The sequence below is a fragment of the Pseudoalteromonas sp. D15MCD-2 genome (assembly GCF_038562745.1).
GTDB lineage: Bacteria > Pseudomonadota > Gammaproteobacteria > Enterobacterales > Alteromonadaceae > Pseudoalteromonas.
This window is the reverse complement of the sequence record NZ_JBCFQE010000001.1, coordinates 1,933,118-1,959,833: the sequence shown is the minus strand read 5'-3', so window position 1 is coordinate 1,959,833 and position 26,716 is coordinate 1,933,118. Positions and strand designations below refer to the sequence as shown.

27 protein-coding genes and 1 tRNA gene are annotated in these 26,716 nt (G+C 39.9%); 19 read left to right on the top strand and 9 right to left on the bottom strand.

Going from position 1 to position 26,716, the window contains the following annotated elements; all coding sequences use genetic code 11:
* Nucleotides 1-51 precede the first annotated feature (51 nt).
* On the bottom strand, nucleotides 52-1,065 hold the full coding sequence (locus tag AADY36_RS08885; protein WP_342408870.1) for an endonuclease/exonuclease/phosphatase family protein: 1,014 nt from the start codon (nucleotides 1,063-1,065) through the stop codon (nucleotides 52-54).
* Between the two features lie 248 nt (nucleotides 1,066-1,313).
* On the opposite strand from AADY36_RS08885, the gene thrS reads away from it, so the two are divergent.
* From thrS to AADY36_RS08835, 10 genes are all read left to right on the top strand, one after another.
* On the top strand, nucleotides 1,314-3,224 hold the full coding sequence (thrS, locus tag AADY36_RS08880; protein ID WP_054561407.1) for a threonine--tRNA ligase: 1,911 nt from the start codon (nucleotides 1,314-1,316) through the stop codon (nucleotides 3,222-3,224).
* A gap of 57 nt (nucleotides 3,225-3,281) precedes the next feature.
* On the top strand, nucleotides 3,282-3,845 hold the full coding sequence (gene infC, locus AADY36_RS08875) for a translation initiation factor IF-3 (protein WP_082401559.1): 564 nt from the start codon (nucleotides 3,282-3,284) through the stop codon (nucleotides 3,843-3,845).
* 208 nt (nucleotides 3,846-4,053) lie between these two features.
* Nucleotides 4,054-4,254 carry a 50S ribosomal protein L35 gene (gene rpmI / locus AADY36_RS08870; RefSeq protein ID WP_054554888.1) on the top strand — a complete coding sequence of 67 codons (201 nt, stop codon included), beginning with the start codon at nucleotides 4,054-4,056 and terminating at the stop codon, nucleotides 4,252-4,254.
* Nucleotides 4,255-4,269: 15 nt separating this feature from the next.
* On the top strand, nucleotides 4,270-4,629 hold the full coding sequence (rplT, locus tag AADY36_RS08865) for a 50S ribosomal protein L20 (protein ID WP_036968189.1): 360 nt from the start codon (nucleotides 4,270-4,272) through the stop codon (nucleotides 4,627-4,629).
* A gap of 199 nt (nucleotides 4,630-4,828) precedes the next feature.
* A complete protein-coding gene (locus AADY36_RS08860; protein ID WP_342408869.1) occupies nucleotides 4,829-6,625 on the top strand; it encodes a M14 family metallopeptidase in 1,797 nt (598 codons plus the stop codon).
* A gap of 1 nt (nucleotide 6,626) precedes the next feature.
* Entirely contained in the window at nucleotides 6,627-7,268 is a 642-nt protein-coding gene (locus AADY36_RS08855) for an MBL fold metallo-hydrolase (RefSeq protein WP_285221381.1), read from the top strand.
* Between the two features lie 145 nt (nucleotides 7,269-7,413).
* Complete coding sequence (locus tag AADY36_RS08850; protein WP_036968198.1) at nucleotides 7,414-7,872, top strand: Lrp/AsnC family transcriptional regulator; 459 nt, start codon at nucleotides 7,414-7,416, stop codon at nucleotides 7,870-7,872.
* 144 nt (nucleotides 7,873-8,016) lie between these two features.
* Nucleotides 8,017-9,573, top strand: a complete 1,557-nt coding sequence (locus tag AADY36_RS08845; protein ID WP_055022230.1) for a SulP family inorganic anion transporter — start codon at nucleotides 8,017-8,019, stop codon at nucleotides 9,571-9,573.
* Between the two features lie 155 nt (nucleotides 9,574-9,728).
* Nucleotides 9,729-10,802, top strand: coding sequence for a sensor histidine kinase (locus AADY36_RS08840; RefSeq protein ID WP_055198338.1), 1,074 nt, complete (start codon nucleotides 9,729-9,731; stop codon nucleotides 10,800-10,802).
* Nucleotides 10,799-11,623 (top strand): LytR/AlgR family response regulator transcription factor, encoded by an 825-nt coding sequence (locus AADY36_RS08835; RefSeq protein WP_054554883.1) that lies wholly within the window; start codon nucleotides 10,799-10,801, stop codon nucleotides 11,621-11,623. Before AADY36_RS08840 ends, AADY36_RS08835 begins: the two co-directional genes overlap by 4 nt.
* Nucleotides 11,624-11,705: 82 nt before the next feature.
* Here the strand turns inward: AADY36_RS08835 and pyk are convergent, their stop codons facing one another.
* Complete coding sequence (pyk, locus tag AADY36_RS08830) at nucleotides 11,706-13,139, bottom strand: pyruvate kinase (RefSeq protein WP_342408868.1); 1,434 nt, start codon at nucleotides 13,137-13,139, stop codon at nucleotides 11,706-11,708.
* Nucleotides 13,140-13,562: 423 nt separating this feature from the next.
* Between pyk and gndA the strand changes: the two genes are divergently transcribed.
* Nucleotides 13,563-14,936 carry an NADP-dependent phosphogluconate dehydrogenase gene (gene gndA, locus AADY36_RS08825; RefSeq protein WP_055022232.1) on the top strand — a complete coding sequence of 458 codons (1,374 nt, stop codon included), beginning with the start codon at nucleotides 13,563-13,565 and terminating at the stop codon, nucleotides 14,934-14,936.
* A gap of 55 nt (nucleotides 14,937-14,991) precedes the next feature.
* On the opposite strand, the gene ansA is transcribed toward gndA, so the two are convergent.
* Nucleotides 14,992-16,002: an asparaginase gene (gene ansA, locus AADY36_RS08820; protein WP_054561413.1), complete on the bottom strand. Its 1,011-nt coding sequence runs from the start codon at nucleotides 16,000-16,002 to the stop codon at nucleotides 14,992-14,994.
* A 59-nt stretch (nucleotides 16,003-16,061) separates the two neighbouring features.
* Nucleotides 16,062-17,927: a signal peptide peptidase SppA gene (sppA, locus tag AADY36_RS08815; protein ID WP_054561414.1), complete on the bottom strand. Its 1,866-nt coding sequence runs from the start codon at nucleotides 17,925-17,927 to the stop codon at nucleotides 16,062-16,064.
* Between the two features lie 199 nt (nucleotides 17,928-18,126).
* On the opposite strand from sppA, the gene AADY36_RS08810 reads away from it, so the two are divergent.
* From AADY36_RS08810 to AADY36_RS08780, 7 genes are all read left to right on the top strand, one after another.
* The gene (locus AADY36_RS08810) at nucleotides 18,127-20,088 is read left to right on the top strand and encodes an oxidoreductase (protein WP_054561415.1); all 1,962 of its coding nucleotides are present in this window, start codon (nucleotides 18,127-18,129) and stop codon (nucleotides 20,086-20,088) included.
* 61 nt (nucleotides 20,089-20,149) lie between these two features.
* Nucleotides 20,150-20,860 carry an HvfX family Cu-binding RiPP maturation protein gene (locus AADY36_RS08805; protein WP_054561995.1) on the top strand — a complete coding sequence of 237 codons (711 nt, stop codon included), beginning with the start codon at nucleotides 20,150-20,152 and terminating at the stop codon, nucleotides 20,858-20,860.
* 63 nt (nucleotides 20,861-20,923) lie between these two features.
* Complete coding sequence (locus AADY36_RS08800; RefSeq protein WP_054561416.1) at nucleotides 20,924-21,472, top strand: NAD(P)H nitroreductase; 549 nt, start codon at nucleotides 20,924-20,926, stop codon at nucleotides 21,470-21,472.
* Between the two features lie 199 nt (nucleotides 21,473-21,671).
* Nucleotides 21,672-22,049 carry a hypothetical protein gene (locus AADY36_RS08795; protein ID WP_054561417.1) on the top strand — a complete coding sequence of 126 codons (378 nt, stop codon included), beginning with the start codon at nucleotides 21,672-21,674 and terminating at the stop codon, nucleotides 22,047-22,049.
* A gap of 73 nt (nucleotides 22,050-22,122) precedes the next feature.
* Nucleotides 22,123-22,213 (top strand) — tRNA-Ser (locus AADY36_RS08790).
* 52 nt (nucleotides 22,214-22,265) lie between these two features.
* The gene (locus AADY36_RS08785; protein ID WP_054553931.1) at nucleotides 22,266-22,667 is read left to right on the top strand and encodes a hypothetical protein; all 402 of its coding nucleotides are present in this window, start codon (nucleotides 22,266-22,268) and stop codon (nucleotides 22,665-22,667) included.
* Between the two features lie 73 nt (nucleotides 22,668-22,740).
* Complete coding sequence (locus AADY36_RS08780; RefSeq protein ID WP_054561418.1) at nucleotides 22,741-23,358, top strand: FKBP-type peptidyl-prolyl cis-trans isomerase; 618 nt, start codon at nucleotides 22,741-22,743, stop codon at nucleotides 23,356-23,358.
* A gap of 68 nt (nucleotides 23,359-23,426) precedes the next feature.
* Here AADY36_RS08780 and fur read toward each other — a convergent pair whose 3' ends face one another.
* The 5 genes from fur to AADY36_RS08755 form a co-directional block, all read right to left on the bottom strand.
* Nucleotides 23,427-23,870 carry a ferric iron uptake transcriptional regulator gene (fur, locus tag AADY36_RS08775; RefSeq protein WP_054561419.1) on the bottom strand — a complete coding sequence of 148 codons (444 nt, stop codon included), beginning with the start codon at nucleotides 23,868-23,870 and terminating at the stop codon, nucleotides 23,427-23,429.
* A gap of 190 nt (nucleotides 23,871-24,060) precedes the next feature.
* A complete protein-coding gene (fldA, locus tag AADY36_RS08770) occupies nucleotides 24,061-24,588 on the bottom strand; it encodes a flavodoxin FldA (protein ID WP_054553928.1) in 528 nt (175 codons plus the stop codon).
* A 14-nt stretch (nucleotides 24,589-24,602) separates the two neighbouring features.
* Complete coding sequence (gene ybfE / locus AADY36_RS08765) at nucleotides 24,603-24,881, bottom strand: LexA regulated protein (protein ID WP_004586673.1); 279 nt, start codon at nucleotides 24,879-24,881, stop codon at nucleotides 24,603-24,605.
* Between the two features lie 2 nt (nucleotides 24,882-24,883).
* Nucleotides 24,884-25,105 (bottom strand): DUF2788 domain-containing protein, encoded by a 222-nt coding sequence (locus tag AADY36_RS08760; RefSeq protein WP_036968243.1) that lies wholly within the window; start codon nucleotides 25,103-25,105, stop codon nucleotides 24,884-24,886.
* A gap of 99 nt (nucleotides 25,106-25,204) precedes the next feature.
* Entirely contained in the window at nucleotides 25,205-25,969 is a 765-nt protein-coding gene (locus tag AADY36_RS08755) for an alpha/beta fold hydrolase (RefSeq protein ID WP_342408867.1), read from the bottom strand.
* Nucleotides 25,970-26,100: 131 nt separating this feature from the next.
* Between AADY36_RS08755 and seqA the strand changes: the two genes are divergently transcribed.
* The gene (gene seqA / locus AADY36_RS08750; RefSeq protein WP_054561421.1) at nucleotides 26,101-26,703 is read left to right on the top strand and encodes a replication initiation negative regulator SeqA; all 603 of its coding nucleotides are present in this window, start codon (nucleotides 26,101-26,103) and stop codon (nucleotides 26,701-26,703) included.
* The last annotated feature ends 13 nt before the right edge of the window (nucleotides 26,704-26,716 follow it).

Sequence of the window (26,716 nt, the reverse complement as noted above, 5' to 3'; positions counted from 1 at the left end):
ATAACTTAATTTGCGCAATTATAGCAAGTAACGTTATGAAAAACAGTTGCTTTAAAAATGAATTTTTATAGCGATAACACTATGGTCACTTACACTAATGTCTTCGGTCAGTTGTGTAGGGGAAATATGCTTGTCATAACTTTCATAGTCGAGCGCTTTCACCTTTGAAACTTGGCAATCGGGATTAAAATGTGCAGAGGCAAGAATATAATCTAGTACATTACCTTTACCTTGGTAATAATGGCTAAAGGGTTTGTTTTTCTTATCATAAAACGAGCGGCTAAACTCATAGCTGTCGGTTAGGCCAACAACGGGTTCGTTATGTTCTATGCAGGGTTCACAACGTGTAGGATGAAACCCTTGTGTCATAAACGATAAAGTAGGGCTGGTTAGTACATCGTTAAAATCACCCATAACGAGTGTTGCACATTGTTTTTCGCGTTGGGTTTTTAGCGCATCATAATAAACAATGGATGCTTCTAATGAACGCGATATTTGAGATTGCATGGTACCTACTGTTTGGTGTAACAACTGCAGCAACGGATCTTCAAGGTTGTGAATGTTAAGAATGTGTGCCATTGACTGCACACGTTGTGACTTAAAGTGAACAACATAAAAGCAGACTTCACCAAAATCAGGTAAATCAATCATACATTTAATTGGGGTGCGGTTAAATTTGAACTCACTTTGATTGTTTAAGTACTCAAGTAATTCAGGGCATGGTGTCAATGCATCGGCCGATTTAAACGGGTATTTACTGGCAATGGCAACCACAGGATTGAATAACACTTGCGGATAAAGGCTATCATGGGACGGGCTATCGACCGTTTTAAAATAATCATATCCCGCTTCTTTGCATTGCACTTCTAGAGCATGCTGACTAAACACTTCTTGAAACGCCACCACATCAGGGGTTGCTTCATTTAAGAAATTAGCTACAAACGATTGTTTTTGCTGCCATTGCGTATTGTTATAGCGTTCATGTAATTGGTAAAACGAATAGGGTGGCGCGGTATAATTTAATAAGTTAAACGTTGCAAATTTGAACGTACGCGTGTTTGGCATCTTCATCACCCTAAAAGTACTGACTCACTAAGTATGAAATGACTTAACTAATTGTCAATTTACTCTTCTAACTACTTGTATTTAAGAACGTGAGCGGCGACAATGGTCGCTTGTATTTGCGAAGACTCAGTAAATACAAGCTTAAATAGCAATGCTTATTCGTAAAAGCGTTGCAGAGTTACATAAAATTTTTTAAAAATATTACATGTGATGCATTGTAGGCATCACCACTGTATTAAGGATTTATAATGCCAGTTATTACCCTCCCTGACGGCAGTCAGCGTAGTTTTGAAAACCCAGTAAGCACATATGACGTAGCAAGCGATATTGGTCCAGGTCTTGCCAAAGCAACAATTGCAGGCCGTGTTAATGGTACCCGTGTTGATGCATGTGATTTAATCACCGAAGATGCGCGTTTAGAAATTATCACAGCAAAAGATGATGATGGTTTAGAGATTATCCGTCACTCATGTGCGCACCTTATTGGTCATGCGGTTAAGCAGCTTTTCCCTGAAGCAAAAATGGCAATCGGTCCGACCATCGATAACGGATTCTATTACGATATCGATATGGAACACTCTTTAAGCCAAGATGATTTAGATGCTATCGAAAAGCGTATGCTTGAGCTTGCTAAAACAAACTACGACGTTGTTAAAAAGACCGTAAGCTGGCAAGAAGCACGCGATACTTTTGAAGCGCGTGGTGAAACCTATAAAATGGAAATTCTAGACGAGAACATCGCGAAAGATGATCGTCCAGGCTTATACCATCACGAAGAATACATCGACATGTGTCGTGGTCCACACGTTCCAAACATGAAATTCTGTCAACATTTCAAAATCATGAAAGTGGCAGGTGCTTATTGGCGCGGTGATTCTGAAAACAAGATGCTGCAACGTATCTACGGCACTGCATGGGCAGATAAAAAGCAACTTAAAGCGTATTTAAAACGTTTAGAAGAAGCTGAAAAACGTGATCACCGTCGTATTGGTAAAGCGCTTGATTTATGGCACTGGCAAGAAGAAGCACCAGGCATGGTGTTTTGGCACAACGATGGTTGGAGCATTTACCGTGAACTAGAAGACTTCGTTCGTGAAAAACTACGTGAGTACGATTACGAAGAAGTTAAAGGCCCATTAATGATGGACCGTGGTTTATGGGAAAAATCAGGTCACTGGGACAAATACGCAGATGCGATGTTCACAACTGAATCTGAAAAGCGTGAATACGCAATCAAACCAATGAACTGCCCGGGTCACGTACAAATCTTTAACCAAGGTTTAAAATCATACCGTGATCTTCCATTACGTATGGCAGAGTTTGGTTGTTGTCACCGTAACGAACCATCAGGTGCATTACACGGCTTAATGCGTGTACGTGGCTTTACTCAAGATGATGCGCATATCTTCTGTACTGAAGAGCAAATCATGGATGAAGTGTCTGCATGTATCAAAATGGTTTACGACACATACGAAACGTTTGGCTTTGAGAAGATCGTTGTAAAACTATCTACTCGTCCAGAAAAACGTATCGGTGAAGACGAAATGTGGGATAAAGCTGAGCTTGCACTAGCTGATGCATTAAAAGCAAACGACATTGAGTTTGATTACCTACCAGGTGAAGGTGCATTCTACGGTCCTAAGATTGAGTTTACACTTTATGACTGTTTAGACCGTGCATGGCAATGTGGTACTGTACAGCTAGACTTTGCATTACCAGGTCGTTTAGGTGCAACTTATGTTGCTGAAAATAACGAACGTCGTACACCAGTTATGATCCACCGCGCAATTTTAGGTTCAATTGAGCGTTTCATCGGTATTTTAACTGAAGAATACGCTGGCTTGTTCCCAACGTGGCTTGCTCCTAAGCAAGTTGTGATCATGAACATCACGGACAAACAAGCAGATTATGTGCAAGAAATTGTACAAAAATTAAATAAACTTGGAATTAGAGCCGCTGCTGACTTGAGAAATGAGAAGATTGGCTTTAAAATCCGTGAACATACGTTAAAACGTATTCCATATTTACTTGTTGTTGGCGATAAAGAAGTTGAACAACAAGAAGTGGCAGTACGCACTCGCACAGGTGAAGACCTAGGCAAATTTAGTGTTGATGATTTCGTTGCTAAAGTAAGCGAAGAAATTAAAAATCGACAATAAATCATGAGCGTGTAGGGCAAAACAAACAGCCAACTACACGCTTTTTATTTTATATTCTTGGAGGATCGTACCATTAGAGGCGGCAAGAAAGGGCAACAAACAGCTCAAAAAAATCGTATCAACGAAGATATTACAGCTAAAGAAGTTCGTTTAATTGGCATCGACGGCGAGCAAGCTGGCATCGTGTCATTAAAAGAGGCGCAAGCTATCGCTGATGATGCGGGTGTAGATCTTGTAGAAATCAGTCCTAATGCTGAGCCACCTGTTTGTAAGGTTATGGACTACGGTAAGTTCATCTTTGAAAAAAGCAAAGAACTAAAAGAACAAAAGAAAAAGCAAAAGCAAATCCAGGTTAAAGAAATCAAATTCCGTCCAGGTACGGATGAAGGTGACTACCAGGTTAAGCTACGCAACTTACGCAAGTTCTTAGAAGCGGGTGATAAAGCTAAAATCACTATCCGTTTCCGTGGTCGTGAAATGGCTCACCAAGAAATTGGTATCGAATTATTAAACCGTGTTAAAACTGATTTGGAAGATGTTTCACAAGTTGAATCATTCCCAAATCGTGTTGAAGGTCGCCAGATGGTTATGATGATGGCACCTATTGCTAAAAAGCAATAAACAGGGTATATTACGCACCGATTTTATTTCAGGTCTGCAAGTAACAGTTTACTGTTCACCTGAAATAACCGGTTATAAGTAAGGTTGCACTGCTTTTGTAGTGAGCCTTCACCGGATTATGGCAGTAAGTTAGGCCTTAAAAGTAGAGCTATTTTTATATCTCTCGCCTGCTTGCTAATTTTTAAGCAATACATTTGGAGTTATTGCAATGGCTTACAAGCTAAAAACTCACAGAGGCGCGGCTAAGCGTTTCAAGAAAACTGCTTCTGGCGGTTTCAAGCGTAAACAAGCGCATCTTCGTCACATTCTGACTAAGAAAACTTCTAAGCGTAAATTACACTTACGTCCTAAGATGATGGTTCATAAGAATGACCATGGTCTAGTTTCACGTATGTTACCATTCGCTTAATAGGAGTCTTCAGAAATGGCAAGAGTTAAACGCGGTGTTATCGCACGTGCACGTCACAAAAAAGTTTTAAAGCAAGCTAAAGGTTACTACGGAGCACGTTCACGTGTTTACCGCGTAGCTTTCCAGGCAGTTACTAAAGCGGGTCAATACGCTTACCGTGACCGTCGTGCTAAGAAACGTACTTTCCGTCAACTTTGGATTGCACGTATCAATGCAGCAGCTCGTCAAAACGGTCTTTCATACAGCCGTTTTATCAATGGTCTTAAAAAGACTTCTGTAGAAATCGATCGTAAGATCCTTGCAGATATCGCTGTTTATGACCAAGTTGCATTCGCAGCGCTTGTTGCAAAAGCAAAAGAAGGCCTAGCGGCTTAATTTCGCTTTTCATAAAGTTTAAAAAGGAGCCTAGTGCTCCTTTTTTTGATCTTAATTAATATTCATAACTAACAACGATTTTGCATAGCGTATGTCGTTTGCTCCATTTTTTTGTTGAATCACCGCAGTTTACGCAATCCATTCAGATTAGTTGTTATAATTTCCCCAATATAGAATAAGTACCGCACTTGAGAGTGATATGTTTGCGAGTTTAGTGTTTTTATCTGCTGCAGTAACTTTAGACAGCCACTTACCCCCATTATTGCCATGGCAAGGCGATAGTGTGTCTTTAATGCAAGAAAAAGGACCTTTAACCACAGATTTCGAATTAAGCGAAGGCACTTTATCGCCTGATTATGCAGACACTATGGCGTTCGTAGAACGCCTTGTTGCCGCAAACCCAACACAATTCAAAGTAACGACTATTGCGACAAGCAGTGCAGGTCGTGCGGTTAAGATGTTAGTGGCGAATGAGCAAGGTTTGTTTGATGCCAAACAACTTGTTGCTGATACAAAACCAACCATCTTTATTCAAGCAGGCATTCACAGTGGTGAAATTGATGGCAAAGACGCCATGTTTATGTTGCTACGCGACATTGCAACAGGTAAACGCCGCGATATTCTTAGCAAAGTAAATATTCTGTTTATTCCTATTTTAAACGTTGATGGTCACGAGCGTAGTAGCCAATACAACCGTATTAATCAGCGTGGCCCAGTAGAAATGGGCTTTCGAACGAATGGTCTAAATTTAAATTTAAATCGTGATTACACTAAGCTAGATACACCCGAAGTACGCGGTGTAATGCAGGTTATTAATCAATTTAAGCCAGATTTATACCTGGATGTCCATGTAACAGATGGCGCTGATTACCAATATGATGTTACCTACGGCTATAATCCGGTATTTTCTAGTGAATCACCAAGTGTGTCACAAGCGTTAGATAATCTGTTTAAACCTGTTATTGATGCCAAACTCGAAAAAGCAGGGCATATTCCTGGTCCACTGGTTTTTGTAATGGACAAGCGCGAATTTAAAAAAGGTTTAGCTGGTTGGGTGGCAACACCACGTTTTTCAAATGGTTGGGGTGATTTACGTTCATTACCAACAATATTAGTTGAGAACCACTCTTTAAAACCTTATAAGCAGCGCGTATTAGGTACTTATGTATTTATTGATGGTGCCATTGACGCTTTAGCTGCAAATGATAAAGCCCTTAATGAAGCGGTTCAAAAAGAGCTCGATTTCAAACCTACGCAATTAGTTGTTGAACGTGGTTATGCAAAAGAGCCAGATACCATCGAATTTAAAGGTATCGCTTATTCAAGAACTGAAAGTGCATTGTCAGGGCAAGCTGAAGTTAAATATTTAGGTGAAGCTAAAAACTATGACGCTTTGCCTATTTACTGGCAGAAAGAGGTTAAAAAGACCGTTAACGTTCCTGCAGCGTTTTATATTCCGCCAGCGTACAGCCAATTGGTAAGTAAGCTTAAATTACACGGCGTAGAGGTAACGACAGTGAATGGTTTTGCTTCTGAGCCATTAACGCAAGCAAGCGTTGCTGATTACTCATTTGCAAAAGCACCTTTTGAAGGACGTTTTCGTGTAGAGGCGACATTTGATTACAACACCGTAGAAAATGTCGATATGACCGGCTGGTACAAAGTCTCAACTGAGCAGCCATACTCAGAACTGGCTACACACTTACTACACCCAGAAGCGCCAGATTCATTCTTTGCTTGGGGCGAGTTTAATACTATTTTTCAGCGCACTGAATACGTTGAGAATTACGCTTTAATGCCTTATGCACGACAAATGCTTAAAGAAAAACCTGCATTGGCTTTAGAGTTCGATAAAAAAATTCGTGAAGATAAAAACTTTGCAAAAGATGCTGATGCGCGCTTGCATTGGCTCTATGAGCGTACACCGTTTTATGATCAAGGCTATTTAAAATACCCAATTTTAATGGCGTTTGAGCAGTTACAAAAAGGACAATAACATGAAAGTGAAAGCTGTTCCTGTTACTGGCTTTGCGCAAAATTGCCGCATTATTATTTGTGAGCAAACGAATAAAGCGGCATTGGTTGACCCTGGTGGCGATGCAGATAAACTTCAAACAGAACTTGCTGCTTTAAATTGCCAATTAGAGGCAATTTATTTAACACATGGCCACTTAGACCATGTGGGCGCAGCAAAGCAACTCGCAGAGCATTTTAGCGTTGATATCATTGGCCCACATTTAGATGATAAATTTTGGTTTGATGCCTTGCCAATGCAAGCGCAAATGTTTGGTTTTTCACCAATTACACCATTTTATCCAACAAAGTGGCTAAATCATGGCGATACAATCACAGTGGGTGAACTTGAATTATCTGTACGCCATTGCCCAGGGCATACTCCTGGTCATGTTGTTTTTTACCACCAAGGTTCAGAACAGGTGATAGTGGGTGACGTGATTTTTCAAGGCTCTGTTGGTCGTACTGACTTTCCAAAAGGGGATAGTGCGCAATTACTCGAATCAATTAAGTCTGAGATTTTATCATTCTCTGATGAAGTTGCTATTTTGCCAGGCCACGGTCCGAATACCACCGTAGGGCATGAGCGAAAAACAAATCCATTTATTAGCGGACGTTTTGGTTAATGCCAACGCGTAACATAAGTTAAGTAGTTTGTAAGTGGAACGGTATAAAATTGCAATTTTTTTGCATAAATAGTAGAAAATAGGCAGACTGATTTTTAAATCAGTTATATAATTTAACCAGTATTTTTACAGAAAAAGAAATAAAATGTCTCTGAACCAAGTAGATCGCCAAATTTTGGCATTATTACAGCAGGATGCTAGCTTATCTACGGCAGAAATTGCCGATAAAGTTGGTTTATCTCAATCTCCATGTTGGCGTCGTATTGCTAAGCTTGAGCAAGATGGCTATATCAAAGGTAAAGTTGCTTTGCTTGATGAGAAAAAGCTTGGCTTTGATATGTTGGTCTATGCCCATGTTCGTCTTTCTAACCACGGTAGAACGAACCTAGCTGAGTTTGAGCGTTTAATTATGAGCTATGATGAAGTAACCGAGTGTTACAGCATGGCGGGTACCATGGATTTCATGCTTCGAATTATTTCTAAAGGTATTGAAGGTTATGAGCAGTTTGTTCGTGATAACCTACTAAACCTTGAGTTTGTTCAAGAAGTTCACTCAAACGTGACCATGACATGCGTTAAGCGTAGTACGTCTTTACCTCTTTAATCTTTTTCTACTACGTTTTATTTTTTCGAAAACGGTTAGTGCTTTTAGGTACTAGCCGTTTTGTTGTTAATAATTGTTAACTTTTGCGGATTTTGCTAGAATTCTGCGCCTTGCCGAAATGCATTCACTATAAAGAGGATCTTAATGTTTAACTTACTCAGCAAAGCGCCAAGCTCTGCTAAAAACGATATTCTATCAGGCTTGACCGTTGCGTTGGCATTGGTACCAGAAGCGGTTGCGTTTGCTTTTGTTGCTAATGTTGAGCCTTTGGTTGGTTTATATGCCGCATTTATTGTTGGCTTAATTACGGCTATTTTTGGTGGTCGTCCAGGTATGATTTCTGGTGCTACCGGTGCACTAGCCGTTGTAATGGTAAGTTTAGTTTTAGATCATGGTGTAGAGTATTTATTTGCTACCGTGTTATTGATGGGGATACTGCAGGTACTCGCAGGTATCTTCAAGCTCGGCAAGTTTATTCGCATGGTTCCGCACCCAGTAATGCTGGGCTTTGTAAATGGTCTTGCGATTGTTATTTTCTTAGCTCAACTGGGTCAATTTAAAGTACCAGACGGTATGGGCGGTCAACAGTGGATGGAAGGGCAAGCACTTTATATTATGCTTGGCTTAGTAGCGTTAACTATGGCTATTATTCATTTCTTACCTAAGCTAACCACTGCAGTACCTTCATCGTTAGCTGCCATTGTAACTGTAACAGCGATTGTGATTGGTTTTGATTTAGAAGCGCGCACTGTACTTGATTTCTTAAAAGGAATGACAGGCAATGAGCAAGCAACCATTGCCGGTGGCTTGCCTGAGTTCCATATTCCTATGGTGCCATTTAATCTTGAAACATTAAAAATTATCTTCCCTTATGCCTTAGTTTTAGCGGCGATTGGTTTAATTGAATCGTTATTAACACTGACCCTAATTGACGAAATTACTGAAACCCGTGGTCACAGTAATAAAGAGTGTATTGGTCAAGGCGCTGCAAATATTACCTGTGGTTTCTTTGGTGCAATGGGTGGTTGTGCGATGATTGGTCAATCAATGATCAATATTAACTCGGGCGGTCGCTCACGATTATCTGGTATTAGTGCAGCAATAATACTGCTAGCATTCATTATTTTTGCAGCCAGCCTCATTGAGATGATCCCATTAGCTGCCTTAGTTGGCGTTATGTTCATGGTTGTACTTGGTACCTTCGAGTGGGCAAGCTTCAAGATGATGAAGCGTGTACCTAAGTCTGATGCTTTTGTTATTGTGCTTGTTTCAGGTGTAACCGTAGCAACAGACCTTGCGATCGCGGTATGTGTGGGTGTGATTGTTTCGGCTTTGGTTTTTGCTTGGCAACATGCGAAACACATTTACACAAGCAATTACATCGATGAGCAAGGCTCTAAAGTGTATGAGCTTCATGGTCCTTTATTCTTTGGTTCGGTTAAGAACTTTGCCGAGTTATTTGATGTTAAAAATGACCCAGAAGACGTGATCATTGAATTCAAACATAGCCGTGTTGCTGATCACAGTGCGATTGAAGCAATTGACAGTCTTGCAGACAAATACGCAAAAGTGGGTAAGAAACTGCATTTACGTCATTTAAGCCCTGATTGTATTCAACTATTACACAATGCGCGTGATTTAGTTGAAGTGAATGTGATTGAAGATCCAAATTATAAAGTGGCTTCAGATAAACTAGCTTAAAAATAAAGCAGAGAAAAAGCGAAGGCTGTTGTGGCCTTCGCTTTTTTAATGTCCGAAGAATGCGGTAAGGCTATAAAAAATTAAGATAGGCGGCAGTGCTTTGCTCTCGTGACTATCGGTATAATAAAAATAATTATGAAAGGTAATCTGATATTTTGAATTGGCAATCATTAGTTGATAATCGACAACGCTTTTTCTGGGTTTTGCAAATTGCAGGCTGGATAGGTTATGCGTTAGTTAATTATATCGGCTCAAAAGTCTTTGAAATGCGTGATATTTACGTATTTGTTATTGTATTAAACGCTTATGCAGGCTGTTTAATGACAGTACCTTTACGTTATATGTATCGTAAAGTTTGGAATGCCTCACCTTGGGTATTAATGCTTGTCGTTTTTGGTGCTTCCTATGTCACAGGCACATTATGGGCCGTTGTACAAAAATTCAATTTATGGGAAATCTACCGTCACGGTTACCGACCAAATGAATGGTTTTATTACTTACAACAAGGGTTAGATTCGGTTTACATCATTCTTTGTTGGAGTGGTTTGTATTTTGGTATTAAGTATTACCAGCTATTACAAAGTGAGCGTCAAAAGGCCCTAAAAGCAACGACTATGGCTCACGAAGCTCAGCTGAAAATGCTTCGCTATCAACTTAATCCGCACTTTTTATTTAATACCTTAAATGCAATATCAACCTTAATTTTGGTAAAAGAGAACAAAGATGCAAATTTAATGGTGTCAAAATTGAGTGACTTCTTACGATACACACTCAATACCGACCCAATAAAAAAGGTGCCATTAGAGCAAGAAATTCATGCCCTCATGCTGTACTTAGAAATTGAAAAAGTACGCTTTGATGAACGTTTACAAGTTAATGTAGATGTAAGCGAGCAGGCAAAAGAAGCCTTGGTACCAAGCTTGATCCTCCAACCGATTATCGAAAACTCGATAAAGTATGCGATAGCGCAACTAAATGAAGGTGGTGTGATTGATATTAAAGCACAAGTTTTTGCAAATGAACTATTATTGGAAGTAGGCGATAATGGTCCTGGCACTGAGCTTAAAAATGGCCAACTGGTTAATTCTCAAGGCGTTGGCATAGCTAATACACAGGACCGCTTAAAAACACTTTATGAGAACAACTACTCGTTTGTTCTCTCTGACAATACGCCAAGTGGATTAAAAGTTAATCTGCGCGTTCCGTTTGAAAAGGCTGTTAAGAAATGAGCAAAATTAGAACTTTGATCGTTGATGATGAACCGCTAGCAAGAAAAGGCTTAGCAGTTCGACTTTCTGAGTTTGACGATTTAGAAGTCATTCGTTTATGTAGCAATGGTCAAGAGGCAATTGATGAATGCTTATCGGGCAATATTCAATTGGTTTTCTTAGATATTCAAATGCCAAATATGAACGGTTTTGAAGTTGCAAGAGCACTTAGTGAGAGCGTAAATCCATTACCCGCTATTGTGTTTGTAACGGCTTTTGACCAGTTTGCAGTTAAAGCATTCGAGATTCATGCGTTGGATTATATTCTTAAACCAGTCGATGACAACAGACTAAAACAGGCGGTAGAAAAAGTGCATACCTATTTAAAAACGCAACAAGATAACGCCCATAAGAAAAAACTAGCGAGCTTTGTTGCAGGTATTACAGGCAATAATTGCGAAGAAATTTTAAAGAAGTTAGCAACGGGTGATAGCCTTGCTGACCGTCGTTATCCAGAATCATTAGCTGTAAAAGAGCAGGGCGAGATTGTTCGTGTGCCTGTTATTACAATTCAATGGGTTGATGCGGCTGGTGATTATATGTGCCTTCATTGCCAAGATGGGCAAACGCATATCCTTCGTAAAACAATGAAAGAGCTTGAACAAGAGCTTGATCCACAACTATTTGTGCGAGTTCATCGCAGTGCCATTGTGAATACGAAGCAAATTAGCAAGCTTGTAACTCAAGTAAGCGGTGAGTATCTTTTAGTGTTAGATAACGGCCAAGAACTAAAAGTAAGCCGTAGCTATCGCGATAAAGTGAAAGCAGCGCTCGCTAGCTAATAGCTATTCAAAATTTAATAAGTTAAAAACAAAAAAGGCGCAATTATTAATTGCGCCTTTTTTATTGAAAATTTTTGACAGATTAAACAGTTACAATCTTCATTGTGTTTGTTGCACCAATCGTTTCCATTGCATCACCGTGAGTTAAAATCACAGTATCACCAGCTACTAGTGAGCCTTGCTCAACAAGTGTGTTTAATGCATCACGTACCATGCTTTCATCTTCACACTTCGTTGAATCGAAAAATACAGGATAAACACCACGGTAAAGTGCTGTTTGGCCCAGTGTGCTTGGATGACGTGATAATGAATAAATTGGTAAACCAGAGCTGATGCGCGACATCAATTTAGCTGTACTACCTGATTCAGTCAGAGTCACAATAGCTTTAACAGAATCTAAGTGGTTAGCTGCATACATCGCAGATAATGCAATTGATTCAGCATTTGATGAAAAACGGCTGTCTAAACGATGCTTAGAAACGTGCGTTTCTTTTTGTGATTCAGCACCTAAACAAACGCGAGCCATAGTCGCTACTGTTTCTTCAGGGTAGTCACCAGCGGCTGTTTCAGCAGATAACATAACTGCATCAGTACCATCTAATACGGCGTTTGCTACGTCCATAACCTCTGCACGTGTTGGCATAGGGTTATCGATCATTGATTCCATCATTTGTGTTGCAGTAACAACTGTACGGTTAAGTGAACGAGCACGGCTAATGATAAGCTTTTGCTTACCAACTAGGGCTGCATCACCAATTTCAACACCTAAGTCACCACGAGCAACCATTACAGCGTCAGAAGCAAGTACGATATCGTCAATTGCTTCAACGTTTTCAACGGCTTCTGCACGTTCGATTTTCGCTAATAGTTGTGCGTTTGAGCCAGCGGCTTCTGCTAAAGAGCGAACATAACGCATGTCATCACCACTGCGTGGGAATGAAACAGCAATATAATCAACGCCAATCTCAGTGGCAGTAATTAAATCTTCTTTATCTTTATCAGTGAAAGCAGGGGCTGTTAAACCACCACCTAAACGGTTAATACCTTTATTGTTCGAAAGCACACCACCAACAGTAACAGTCGTGTGCACTAGGTCACCGTCAACGCTATCTACTGTTAATTGAATTAATCCGTCGTTTAATAACAGTAAGTCGCCTGTTTTAACGTCGTTAGGTAGCTCTTTATAGTCGATACCTACCACATTAACGTCGCCTTGGCCTTTTTCCATTTTTGCGTCAAGGGTAAATTTTGCGCCAACTTCTAGGTTTACTTTACCGTCTTTAAACGTTGATACACGAATTTTAGGACCTTGTAAGTCTGCAAGGATAGCAACGTGTTTGCCTAAACGCTTAGCAATGCTGCGTACCGCTTCTGCGCGGTCTTTGTGATCTTGTGCTACGCCATGTGAGAAGTTCAAACGAACCACATTTGCACCTGCACGAATAATTTTTTCTAGGTTGTTATCGCGATCGGTTGCCGGTCCAAGGGTCGCAACAATTTTTGTGCGTCTTAGCATCAAATTCTCCTGTGCGCTCAAATATATTAAGCGAATTGATGGTTATCTATTAAAATGTCGTGCTATAAACCTTTAATATAGGCTTATACATAAGCACAATGTAGAACTCATAAGTAAAAAATGATTGTTTTTACTTATGAGAATCTGGCTCTTTGTATTAATTATAGAGTATACAAAGGGTGAATGACGTTATTATGACACCGGTGTCAGGTAGCGTCAATACACATACCTTTTTAAAGGGTATTATAAAAATCTGGTCCGATGCCTTGGTTATTTTGATATACTGAGGGCAACGTCGCTTCATGATTTCGATGATTTATCTCAAGTTGGCTGTCAAGCTCGCATTTTTGGGCTGCTAGGGTATAATGCGCGCGTAATTATTTTGATTAACTAACCAATAGTTGTTACCGAGGAGGACACTAAATGCAAGTTGCATTAGTAGGGTTAGGCGTTATGGGTAAAAATCTTGCCCTCAACCTGATTGAAAAAGGGCTGACATTAGTAGCTTATGATAAAAACCCAGATGCGGGTGCCGAGTTACTAAGCTGTGCGAAAGCACTAGGTTTGGCAGACCGTTTACATATTGTGTCTGATTTAAATGATATGGTTAGACGCTTAGAGCCGCCTCGTTCGATTCTTCTTTTAGTTCCTGCTGGTGAATTGGTTGATAAAGTATGTACAGAGCTTGCAGAAGCAGGTGTTGACTGTGATGACATTATCGTAGATTGCGGCAACAGTAACTACAAAGATGGCATTAGCCGTAAACTTAAATATCAAAACAAATTTGAATTTGCCACTATGGGTATTTCTGGCGGTGCAGAAGGCGCACGTCACGGTCCTGCAATGATGGCAAGTGGTTCAGAAGGCGGCTGGGAGCGTGTCGAGCCGTGGTTTGAAAAAGTAGCGGCAAGCTACAAAGGTGAGTCGTGTTTTGCACGTGTAGGCCAATCTGCAAGTGGTCACTTTGTGAAAATGGTTCATAACGGTATCGAATATGCCTTAATGCAATTAATTGCAGAAATGTATCAATTATTACGTTTAGGTACTAATCGTTCACCAAAAGAAGTGGCTGACATTTTCAATGAATGGTCTGAAGGCACTTTAAATAGCTACTTATTGTCAATTTCAAGCCATATCTTAAGCCTTGAAACGACAGAAGGTGAGCCACTAGTTGATTTAATCGACAATAAAGTTGGCGCGAAAGGCACGGGTTTATGGACTGCACAAAATGCCCTAGAGCTTGGTATTGCAGTGCCATCACTAGTTGCAGCTGTTCAAGCACGTCACTTAACAAATACGTGTGATACGCATGCTGCTAAAGAAATGACTTACGCTGCTAAAGCAACTGATACCGTTGATTTAGACTTAGCAGAGCTAAAAGACGCATTCACATTGGCAAGTTTACTTGCTTACCGCCAAGGTTTAGCGCTTATCAAAGGTGCGTCTCGTGCGCATCAGTGGAAAGTAGATCTTTCTAAAACGCTACAAACGTGGCGCGCAGGTTGTATCATCCGTGCTGATTACTTAGACAATGTAGCTGAAGGTGTAGAATTTATTGATTCTATGCAGCGTGAATCAGCAGCATTACGTAAAGTAACGGGTGCAGCAGTTTCATCTGGTCTTGCATTCCCAGTGTTAACAGCAACGCAAACTTACATTGCGACGTTAACAACACCAAGTAATGGTCATCTAGTTCAAGCACAACGTGACTACTTCGGTGAACATGGTATTAAAACTCACAGTGGTGAGATTTGCCATTTAACAGACTTAGTTGAGATTGACGAAAAAGTTCGTTAATTATCAAAAAGCATAAAAAAGGCACCAATTGGTGCCTTTTTTTGTATTTGCTGCATTAACGACTTAGCTCACCGCGCAGGTTGTCTTGCATCAAGTGACGAATTGTTTCTACTTCAAGCTTTTGACTAAATAAGTAGTGTAACTTGGTCAAACACGCTTCTAATGTCATATCGTAGCCACTGATCACACCACAATTTAATAAGGCATTACCGGTTGCATAACCGCCCATATTAACTTGGCCTTTTAAGCACTGCGTTAGATTAACAATCACCATACCGCGTTTACTTGCATCATTAAGAATATCTAAGAACGCCGGATCTTGCGGGGCATTACCTACGCCAAAACTTAATAAAACTAGTGCTTTGATGTCGTCATTAACTAAACTTTTAACCACTTTTGGGCTGATCCCAGGATAGAGATAAAGCACACCAATTGGCTGTGGCGTGATATTTGACACCTGTAGTTCGTTATCAACATAAGGGCTAAGTTGCCCTTTGATCAGTTGAATATTAATTCCTGATAGTGCTAATGGTTCAAGGTTCGGTGATGCAAAGGCATCAAAGCCATCAGCATGGGCTTTTGTTGCACGGTTACCGCGGAATAATTGGTTATTAAAAAACAGGCTTACTTCAGCAATTGGGTAATTAGCGGCTAAATACATGGCATTAAGTAAGTTTACTTGGCCATCAGAACGAAGTTGCGACAATGGAATTTGTGAGCCTGTCACAATTACAGGTTTTGTGAGGTTTTCGAACATGAAAGACAAAGCAGAAGCTGTGTAGGCCATGGTATCGGTACCATGCAGAACCACAAAGCCATCATAGTCTTGGTATTTACTCTTAATATCGTCAGCAATTAATTGCCAGTGGGCAGGGGACATATCTGAAGAATCAATGAGCGGGCAATATTCGTGAATATCAAACAAAGGCATTTCATCACGATTAAACTCTGCATTATTGACCACTGTTTCGGTTAAAAAACCTTCCGCTGGAACATAGCCACGGCTCGATTTTTTCATACCGATAGTACCACCCGTATAGGCGATATATATACGTTTACGTTTCATAAAAAAAGCCCAGTTAAATAACTGGGCTTAGTATACCTAAAATCGCTTAGCTAAGTAACTTATTGAATTACATTACACACTAAACAACGAGCGTAAACGCCTTGTGGATCGTTGTAATCTTTTAGGTTATCAATTTCACTACTTAACTGATTAATTAGGCTTTGTAAGTTGGCTTGTGTTGCTAGTACTGATTGTGATGAATCAGATTTAGCAAAAAAGCTCTTAACAGCCGCGGTGCCAAAGATATCTTGCAGCATTTGCTCTTGTGGTGTGAGCGATTGCTTGATGGTTTTAACATCATAATGATTAAGCTTAGCAAGCTCAGCTGCCGCCTTAATTGCATCTTGCTTATCACCAAGTTTATCAACTAAACCCAGTTCTTTTGCTTGAGTTGCAATCCATACACGGCCTTGGGCAATTTTATCAACTTGCTCAGGGGTCATGTTACGCGCTTCAGCCACTACATTTAAAAAACGTTTGTATGCATTTTCAACGCTCATTTGAATGATATCTGACATTTTCTCGTCAAGTGGGCGTGCAATAGAGAAGCCAGCAAGGTCTGTTGTAGCAACGCCATCTGAGTATATACCTAATTCAGCCATAGTATTTTCAAACGTCATGAAAGTACCGAATACACCGATTGAACCTGTAATTGTGCTAGGGGCTGCCCAAATTTCATTGGCTGCAGATGCAATCCAGTAACCACCTGATGCTGCCACTGAGCTCATTGAAGCGATAACCGGTTTACCCGCTGCTTTAAGAGCTAATACTTCAGCACGGATAACTTCAGAAGCAAACATACTACCACCACCTGAATCGATGCGTAGTACAACGGCTTTCACTTTGTCATCAAGACGCGCTTTGCGAAGTAGGGCTGCTGTAGAGTCACCACCAATTTCACCTGCTTTACGCTCGCCATCAACAATGGTTCCTTTCGCAACAACCACAGCTACTTTTTCAGTGATTGGGTTATCGAACTCAACAGGCGGTTTTACCAGCGATAAATACTCACGGAAGCTTACTTGCTTAAAGGTTTTGCCTGTTTCTTCTGCACCAACTAACTCAATAAGCTGTTGGCGAATTTGTTGTGAGGTTTTTAAAGAATCAACCCACTGATTATTTAGAGCGTATTGGCCCGAGTTACCGTCTACTGCTTGCATTTTTGCAAGGTAAACATCCATATCTTCATCGAAATTACTTTCATCGAATGGACGGCTCGCAGCAACGTCAGTTTTATACTCGTTCCAAAGTGCAGTTAACCAAACGCTATTCGCTTCTTTTGCCGCATCTGACATGTCATTACGAATAAAAGGCTCAACCGCTGACTTATAAGTACCAACACGGAAAATATGTTGAGTTACTTTTAATTTTTCAAGCGCATCTTTGAAGTAAAGCGGGAACATACCGTAGCCTTCAATGCTCACACCACCATAAGGGTGCATAGACACTTCATTAGCGTGGGCTGCAATATAGTATTGAGCTTGTGTATAGTAATAGCCCGTTGCAATAACTTGCTTGCCTGCTTCTTTAAACGCATCAATTGCTTTAGTTATTTGTTTTAGCTTATTGATGTGTGCACTTGGCATTTTTTGTAGATCAAGAAGCATCACACTGATGCGATCATCTTTAGTTGCTTGGTTGATCACTTCAACAACATCATCAAGTAGAATTTCTGATGGTGCTTCTTTACCCATAGTTGCATCGTTGATTGCTGCTTCTACAGGATCAACATACGTTTTTTCTTCAACAATAGGGCCATTTAAGTTTAGGCGTAGCACGGTTCCGTCTGCTACTTTTACTTGGTCTTCTTCACCTGTGATGGCAACAAAGAAGAGTATTACTAGTAATAGAAATAATATGTTTAGGACCAAACGGCGGGAGAAATTAATCCCGGTCCAAATGCCTTTAAATATCTTTGCTAGCAAAATAAATCCTTAATTCAGTACAGCTTAGTAGTGATCTCATCTTAGCTTAGAATAACTTTAAAATTAACTGTTAAATAGTAACAGAGTGTTTAAAACGACAATTTGCTACATATAAATTACCAGTGAAAAGTTGATTATTCTAAGTTATTGCCGCAGAATCTATTTCAAATAGAGGTTCGACCAGTTAACGGGGCACACAATGTTAGAACAAAAATTACAATTACCGCATACCGAACTTCGTAATCGTTTGGTTATGGGCTCAATGCATACCGGCTTAGAAGAAGGCTGGCATAACCGTAAACGCTTACGTGCATTCTACGAAGCACGTGCCAAAGGCGGCACGGGTTTAATCATTACAGGTGGTTATAGCCCAAATATTCGTGGCAAGCTATCTCCGTTCGCATCAACATTTAACTCATTTTATGATGTGATCAAACACAAAGCATATACTGATGCAGTGCATCAGCATGGCGGAAAAATTTGCTTACAATTATTGCATGCAGGTCGCTATGCTTATCATCCATTCAATCAAGCGCCAAGCTCAATTCAGGCACCTATTAATCCGTATAAACCTAAAGAAATGTCGTTAGGTTCAATTAAAAAAACCATCAAAGACTTTGCTAACTCAGCAAAATTGGCTGAAAAAGCAGGTTATGACGGTGTTGAAATCATGGGTTCTGAAGGTTATTTGATTAATGAATTCATGGCTAACCACACTAATAAAAGAACAGACAACTATGGCGGTAGTTTAGAAAACCGCATGCGCTTGGCTGTTGAAATTGTTAAAGCTGTACGCGCTAAAGTAAGTCAAAAGTTCATTATTGTATTTCGTTTGTCTGTGATGGATTTAATTCCTAATGGATCAACACCTGATGAAGTAAAACAACAAGCATTGGCACTTGAACAAGCTGGCGTTGATATTTTTAACACGGGTATTGGTTGGCACGAAGCTCGTGTACCAACCATTGCCAGTATGGTACCAGCAGGTGCATTTAAAGAAGCATCAAAACGCTTAAAAGAAACGGTATCAGTGCCAGTGATCGCGGTTAACCGTATTAACACTCCTGAAATTGCCAATGGAATTTTAGAAGCAGGCGAGTCTGATTTAATTTCGATGGCACGTCCTTTATTAGCAGACCCAGAGTTTTTCAATAAATACGTTAATAATAAGTCTGAGCAAATCAATATTTGTATTGGTTGTAATCAGGGCTGCTTAGACCATGTGTTTAAAAATAAACGTGCAACCTGTTTGGTTAACCCGCAAGCGGCTTTTGAGTTAGATTACAGCCTTGAAAAAGCACCATCTTCTCGATTAGTCCTGGTTGTGGGTGCTGGCCCTGCTGGCCTTGCTGCAAGTTGTTACTTAGCATCGAAAGGCCACAAAGTGACTTTAATTGAACGTAAAGAACAAATGGGTGGCCAATTTAATTTAGCCATGCAAGTGCCGGGTAAAGAAGACTTTAACCATACCCTTAACTACTTTACTAATGAATTAAAACGTTTAAATGTCGATTTACAGCTCGGTACTGAATTTACTGACAATATGCTCAATCAATACGATGATGTGGTGTTTGCAACAGGCGTACGTCCGCGCGAAGCCAAAATAGAATGCAGTGATGGCAAACGTGTATTCGCCTACGATGAAGTAATTCGTGGTGAAGTAGAACTAGGGGATAAAATTGCGATTCTAGGTGCCGGTGGTATCGGTTTTGATATGGTTGCCTTTTTAAGTGAACACAAAGGCCAAACAATTGAGCAATTCAAAACTCAATGGGGTATTGAATGCGAAGCTGCGCCTGAAAAAGACAATCGTCAAATTTACATGCTTAAGCGAAGTGCAGGGCGCTTTGGTAGTGAACTGGGTAAAACAACGGGTTGGATCCACCGTCAAGTTGCTAAACAACACGGTGTTAAACAAATCGCTGAGTGTCAGTATCTAAGCTTTGATAAGCAAGGTTTGAAGATAACGGTAAAAGGTGAAGAGCAAATCCTCGATGTTGATACTGTGATTGCCTGTATTGGTCAGGTGTCAAATACTGAAACGTTCGATAATCAAACCGAAAACGCTAAAGTACACGTTATTGGTGGCGCAAAACTAGCTGCTGCTATTGATGCAAAACGTGCGATTTTTGAAGCGCTACAAGTTGCTCGTAAAATTTAATTGAAAGTAAACTAGAAAACGTGCGGTCTGTGTGATTAATCTATTTAGTCACGAGACCGCTATGTTGAACACACACCTAATACCCCTTTACCATCGCATTTTAAATAAACTGCAGTTTTTAGATGGGCTCCCCAGCCTGTTAATTCGCTTGATCTTAGCCCCAGTGATGATCATTGCCGGCTTTAATAAACTAGCTTTAAGCGGTGATGTAACTCATTTTTATCAATACTTTTTAGCATCAGATGATATTGTTGCTTGGTTCGGAAATAGTGAATGGGGTTTAGGCCTACCTATGCCCTCTCTACTGGCCTTTTTAGCTGCATGGACTGAGTTTTTAGGGGGGATCTTTATATTATTGGGTTTATTTACTCGTTTAACAGCAATCCCTTTAATGATCACCATGCTGGTTGCAGCGACAACAGTACATGCCAGTAATGGTTGGTTTGCTGTAACACCTACCGATGCCAGTACCAGCCCTGCGAGAGTGCTGAATTGGCTAGCAATACCAGGAAGTGAAGCCAGTTTAGTTAATTCCAATGAAGCCAGTGAAAGATTAACCAAAATGCGCGAGTTGCTAGAAACGCATGGTTATACAGAGTACCTCTATGCGAAAGGGAAACCTGTGATCTTAAATAATGGTATTGAGTTTTCCGCAATATACTTTGTTATGCTTTTAAGTTTATTTTTTGCAGGTGGCGGTCGTTACGTCAGTTTAGATTATTGGTTAACTAGAAAAGCATCGAATAGCTTTATTGCTAATAAAGATAAATGATAAGCTTGGGTTTTCTGCCCCGATTATTAAGGGGCATCGTACTTAAGCATTTACGGAATATTCATGGACGCTTTGACGCTATTACAAACTCGACAATCAGATCCTCGCCTTATCGCACCAGGACCAACTGCAGAACAACTTGAAATTATTAAGCGAGCGGCCATTAAAGTGCCTGATCATGGCTGTATTGCTCCTTGGCGATTTATTCTCGTTGAAGGCAATGCACGTAATAAATTAGGCGATATCTACCATCAAGCCGCAGTCGCTGAAAATCAAGATGAAAGAACCATTGAGCGCGCTAAAGATCTACCTCTACGCTCTCCTATGATGATCATTGCCATTGCTGATGTAACTGAAAACCCAAAAGTGCCACGTATTGAACAAGTACAAAGTGCAGGCTGCGCTGTACTTGCAATGCAACAAGCGGCATTTGCGCAAGGTTTAGGGGGCATTTGGCGCACAGGTTATTTTGCACAGAGCCCTGCTGTTAAAGCGGCATTAGGTTGTAAAGAACAAGATGAGATTGTTGGCTACTTATATCTAGGTACACCAGAAGTAGACATTAAAAAACCAATAAGACACAAGCCAGAGACGTTTTTTGAGAATTTATAAATATTAGGAACTTTTTTGCAGTTAAGCAGTCAGACACTATTAAGCTTACATATGTTAGTTTTTTTAGATTTAGCTTAGCTGTAAGAAGCGCACGGATGCAAAAAACGAAATAATTCTTCTTCAGTGTGTTTTTTAATCGGTTATTTTTTGTTAACGTATGGATAGTCTTAAAAAAATAACGATAAAGAAGACGAGAACGATGGGAAACTTATTTTTACGTGAAAAAGAAAATTGGTTCGCTTGGTCAATTTGGGGCTTAGTTGGTGCCGTGGTCACTTTTTTTGTTGCCATGTCTACGAAACAACCTCATTACCTTGGCTTGTCTGCTGTAGTGGTATTACTCCTACTGACTTGGTGGATGCAAAGCACTAAACGTTTCGATTTCGGCCGCGCTTTTAAAATTTGTTGCTACGTTTTAACGATCACCTGCTTACCAGCCTTTGCATTAGTCATTATACCTAGCTATAACCTCAATAAAATTGACGTAATAGTGCAGGGTTCAGGCTTTGCAATTGTTAGTTTAATTGTTTGTTTAGTTTGCTCTTTAATCGCAAAGCGCCCTAAGCAGTACTATTAAAATTACTTTTTTAAAGTTTTTTACATTTATGGCTTTACAACGAACGCAGTAAGCACTATTATGCGCGCCGTACGGAGAGATGGCAGAGTGGTCGAATGCACCGGTCTTGAAAACCGGCAGGGGTTTGTAGCCCCTCTAGGGTTCAAATCCCTATCTCTCCACCATTATTTAGAAAAACCGCCTTTAGGGCGGTTTTTTGCTATCTGGAGATAAGTAATGTCAGCAAGCGAGTCTTCTTCTACACTAATGCGCATTGTTAAACATGTTCTGCTTTGGTGTATCTTTTCTTATTTTTATCACAGCGGGATCAATGTACTTGTAGCTATGGCCCATGATGCGCAGCCTGATTACGGGTTAATATCTTCAATCGCTTATGGTATTGGCTTTAATGTGTTAGTAGGGCACCTTATTGGCAAATACGACAAGCATTGGCCTGTCATTGCTGCATGTGTGATTTCTACAGTGGGTCTTATTGCTGTGCCTTTAATTATGTTAGGCAAAGATGGTTTAATGAGCGGCTTTTTTATTGCTTCGATGATCGCTACATTACCTGTTGCGACATTTGTAATTGATAAAATAAAGCAGCGAATTAGTGCAAACACTGAGCAAACGCAGTAAAACTAGGCGATATTCGTTGTTTTTTTATGTTAGTATGAGCACGTCTTTTAACTAAATAAACGTGAATTAAAACATGTCAGATAATTTTACAACAGACGCTGAAAAAGCAAGTTACGGTATTGGTTTACAAATGGGTGAGCAATTAAAAGCGAATCCATTCGAAGGTTTAAACTTAAATTCTGTATTTGAAGGTATGAAAGACGCATACACTGGTAATGATTTCCAAGTTGAAATCCCAGAAATTCAAGCAGCTTTTGAGAAAATCAACGCTGAGATCCAAGCTCGTCGTGAAGAAGAAGCTAAAGTTCTTGCAGCTGAAGGTATTGCATTCTTAGAAGAAAATGCAAAACGTCCTGAAGTAACAGTAACTGAATCAGGCCTTCAATACGAAGTACTTACTGCAGGCGACGGTGAAAAACCAACTGCTGATTCAACAATCCGTGCACACTACCACGGTACACTAATCAACGGTACAGTATTTGACAGCTCTTACGAGCGTGGTCAACCAGCTGAATTCCCAGTTGGCGGTGTAATCAAAGGTTGGACTGAAGCAGTACAAATGATGGGTACTGGTTCTAAGTGGCGCTTATACGTACCACACGAACTTGCTTACGGTGAGCGCGGTGCTGGTGCAGCAATCGCTCCTTTCTCAACGCTAATCTTTGACGTTGAGCTATTAGAAATCATCTAATCGATTTCAAATAGACATAAAAAAACCTGCTTAAAGCAGGTTTTTTTATGTCTGAAACAAATAGCTAATTAGCTATTTGATTCAGCGTATTCTTTACACGCAGCAGTGTCTTCACATTCACCATATAGGTAAAGAGAGTGGTTGGTCAGTTTAATACCATTCTCTGTTGCGATTTCTTCTTGACGACGTTCAATTGTATCGTCTTCAAACTCAACAACCTTACCACATTTTAGGCACACTAAGTGGTCATGGTGAGTGCTACCTGATAATTCAAATACTGACTTGCCGCCTTCGAAGTGGTGGCGAGATACAATACCTGCATCATCAAATTGGTTAAGAACACGGTAGACAGTTGCAAGACCAATCTCTTCGCCTTTGTCTAAAAGAATTTTATAGACATCTTCAGCGCTGATGTGTTGGTTGTCTGGAGATTGCAGAATCTCTAAAATTTTAATACGCGGCAGAGTTACTTTTAACCCTGCTTTTTTTAATTCCAAGTTGTGATCAGTCATTCAATCTGTCTCAATTTTATTTAGTTATACTAGGCATCATCAAGATGCACACGACACATTAGCAACTATTAGAATAACGTGCCTAGTTACTAAGTGCAAAGAACAATTCGTCTATTTGCCGATTTTTCAAACAAAAATGAACTGGTTGTGCATCTTTACATCAGCTAGTAAATGCGAGTAGTACTTGTTATTAATCAGCAAGTTCCGCTAAACACATTTCGTCATAAACCTGAGCACACCAGTCTTTAACACGCTTTTCAGTAAGCTCTGGTTGACGGTCTTCATCAATACCAAGGCCAACAAAATTGCTGTCATCTACTAGTGCTTTTGAAGCTTCAAAGTCGTAGCCTTCAGTTGACCAATGACCCACTACGATTGCGCCACGCTCAGTAACGATATCGTTGATCATGCCCATTGCATCTAAGAAGTATTCTGCATAGTCTTCTTGGTCACCGCAGCCGAAAATAGCAACAAGTTTACCTTCGAAGTCAACTTCTTCTAATTCAGGGAAGAAATCGTCCCAGTCACATTGAGCTTCACCGTAGTACCAAGTTGGAATACCGAATAACAATAAATCGAATTCAGCAATCTCTTCTTTAGAACTTTTTGCAATGTCGTGAACCGCTACTAGCTTTTTACCTAATTCTTTTTGAATCATTTTAGCTACGTGTTCAGTATTGCCTGTGTCACTTCCGAAAAAAATACCTACGCTTGACATGGATTTAAAACCTTCTATCTATCAATAGCCAATCTTTCTTGTAAAATTGTTTCAATCAACGCGCTACGGCTAATATTCTGCGCATCTGCCATATCGCTTAATGCTTGATATAACTGTGATGAAACCTTAAATTCTACACGCTTTAAACCACGTGCTTTATCTCGCTTTATTTGATTACGTTTATTTACTTTTAATTGCATATCGCGAGGTAGGGGATTTGTTTTCGGCCTACCTGGACGCTTTTCGTATTCAAATAAATCGGGTGTTGTTCTATCTGTTTCTGACTTTGCCATGTCTAGCCCACACCTGCGCCTTGCCAGAAGACTTGAATAAGTCCTTTCGCTATAAACCCAGAACAGCCTAAAAATAGCACTAACCAAACGATGTATCGGCCAAATCGTGGTACATCACCTTTTTTAAGGACGTCTTGAATTGCCATTCCAATAAAAAAGAAAATACCGGCTAAGCCAAAATACAACCCTAAGGTATCAAATTCGTTAATTAACTGACTGACCATCAACGTATAAACCTTTAAATTAAACGGCGCGTACTATAGCACACAAATTTGTAATAATTTAGTGCGCACGATCAAAAACAGCGAATTTTATCAGCCCAATTAATGAGCTAAAAAATCGCTGATTGCTTTATTTACAGCAAGTGGTTTTTGGGCATGTAGCCAGTGACCTGCACCATGAATAATTTTTGCTTTTGCATTAGGGAATAACGCCATAATAGCAGGGCGGTGTTCTGCTAAAATGTAGTCAGAATCATTACCTTTAATGAATAAAGTATCACATAAACAAGAATCATTTTCACTAACTTGCGCTAAAATATTTTCATATTGCTGGTATAAAACAGCTAAATTAAAGCGCCATTGATAGTGACCTTGATCATTTTTAGCAAAGCTTTTTAATAAAAACTGACGTACGCCAATTTCATCAATGTGCTTGGTAAGTATTTCATCAGCCGCTTTTCTATCTGTGATATTAGATTGTGCAACTTCGTTTAGGCCTGCAAAAATAGCGCTGTGACGAGGGTTATTAGCAACAGGAGAAATATCTAACACTACAAGCTTATCGATAAGTGCAGAGTGATTAAGTGCTAATTGCATGGCCACTTTGCCACCCATTGAATGACCTATGATGTGCGCTTTACTAATATTTAGGTGTTCAAGTAACTCACTGACATCTTCAGCCATAGCGTGATAATTCATGGTATTGCTATGGAATGATTTACCGTGGTTACGTAAATCAATATTCGTTACACGATAATTTTCAGCTAATGCTTTTGCGATTACATTGAGGTTTTCAAGTGAGCCAAACAAACCGTGGATCAATACAACGTCTGAACCTTGACCCATTTGTTGGTAGTTTAATAGCATTTTCAACTCCTAATTTTAATGGCAGTATTTTGCCTAGTGAAATTACAAAATGCAAAACATAGAGAATTGCTGCGAGCTTAGGTATAATCATTGAGAACTTTTAAAATGTGACCCGTAAAGACAGGAATAACATGAAAAAAATCGACATAGACGACGAGTTATATCAATACATTGCAAGCAACACGCAAAGTATTGGTGAAAGTGCATCAACCATTTTGCGTCGTTTATTAAACCTCTCTGATGGCGCCAATGCCCCAGTTGAAACAACTACTAAAACTGAACAAGAAACCCCAGTTGTTGAAGTACAAGAACAAGCAGAACAAGAAACAAGCCCTGAACCAAGCGACGAAAATGTTGAAGAGGCTGCACAAACTGTCACAGCATCGACACAAGTGAAAGGTAATGTGTTTAATGTATTAAACAAAGAAGAGCTAGCAATGCAAAAAGGTGTTGTTGGTCGATTCTTATTTATACTAGCTGCTTTATATAGAACGCATAAAAAAGATTTTGTTAACGTGCTTGAAATTAAAGGCCGTGACCGTGTTTATTTTGCCACTAGCAAAGAAGCACTACTGGAAAGCGGTAGCAGCATGAATCCAAAAAATATCACTGATACTGAGTATTGGGTGATGACAAATTCAAATACAACCAGAAAAAAAATGATGCTTCACGAAGTTGCACTGTGCTTAGGTTACAGTGCGGATGAAGCAGAAAAAATTCGTGATTACTTATAATCCATAAGGAAAT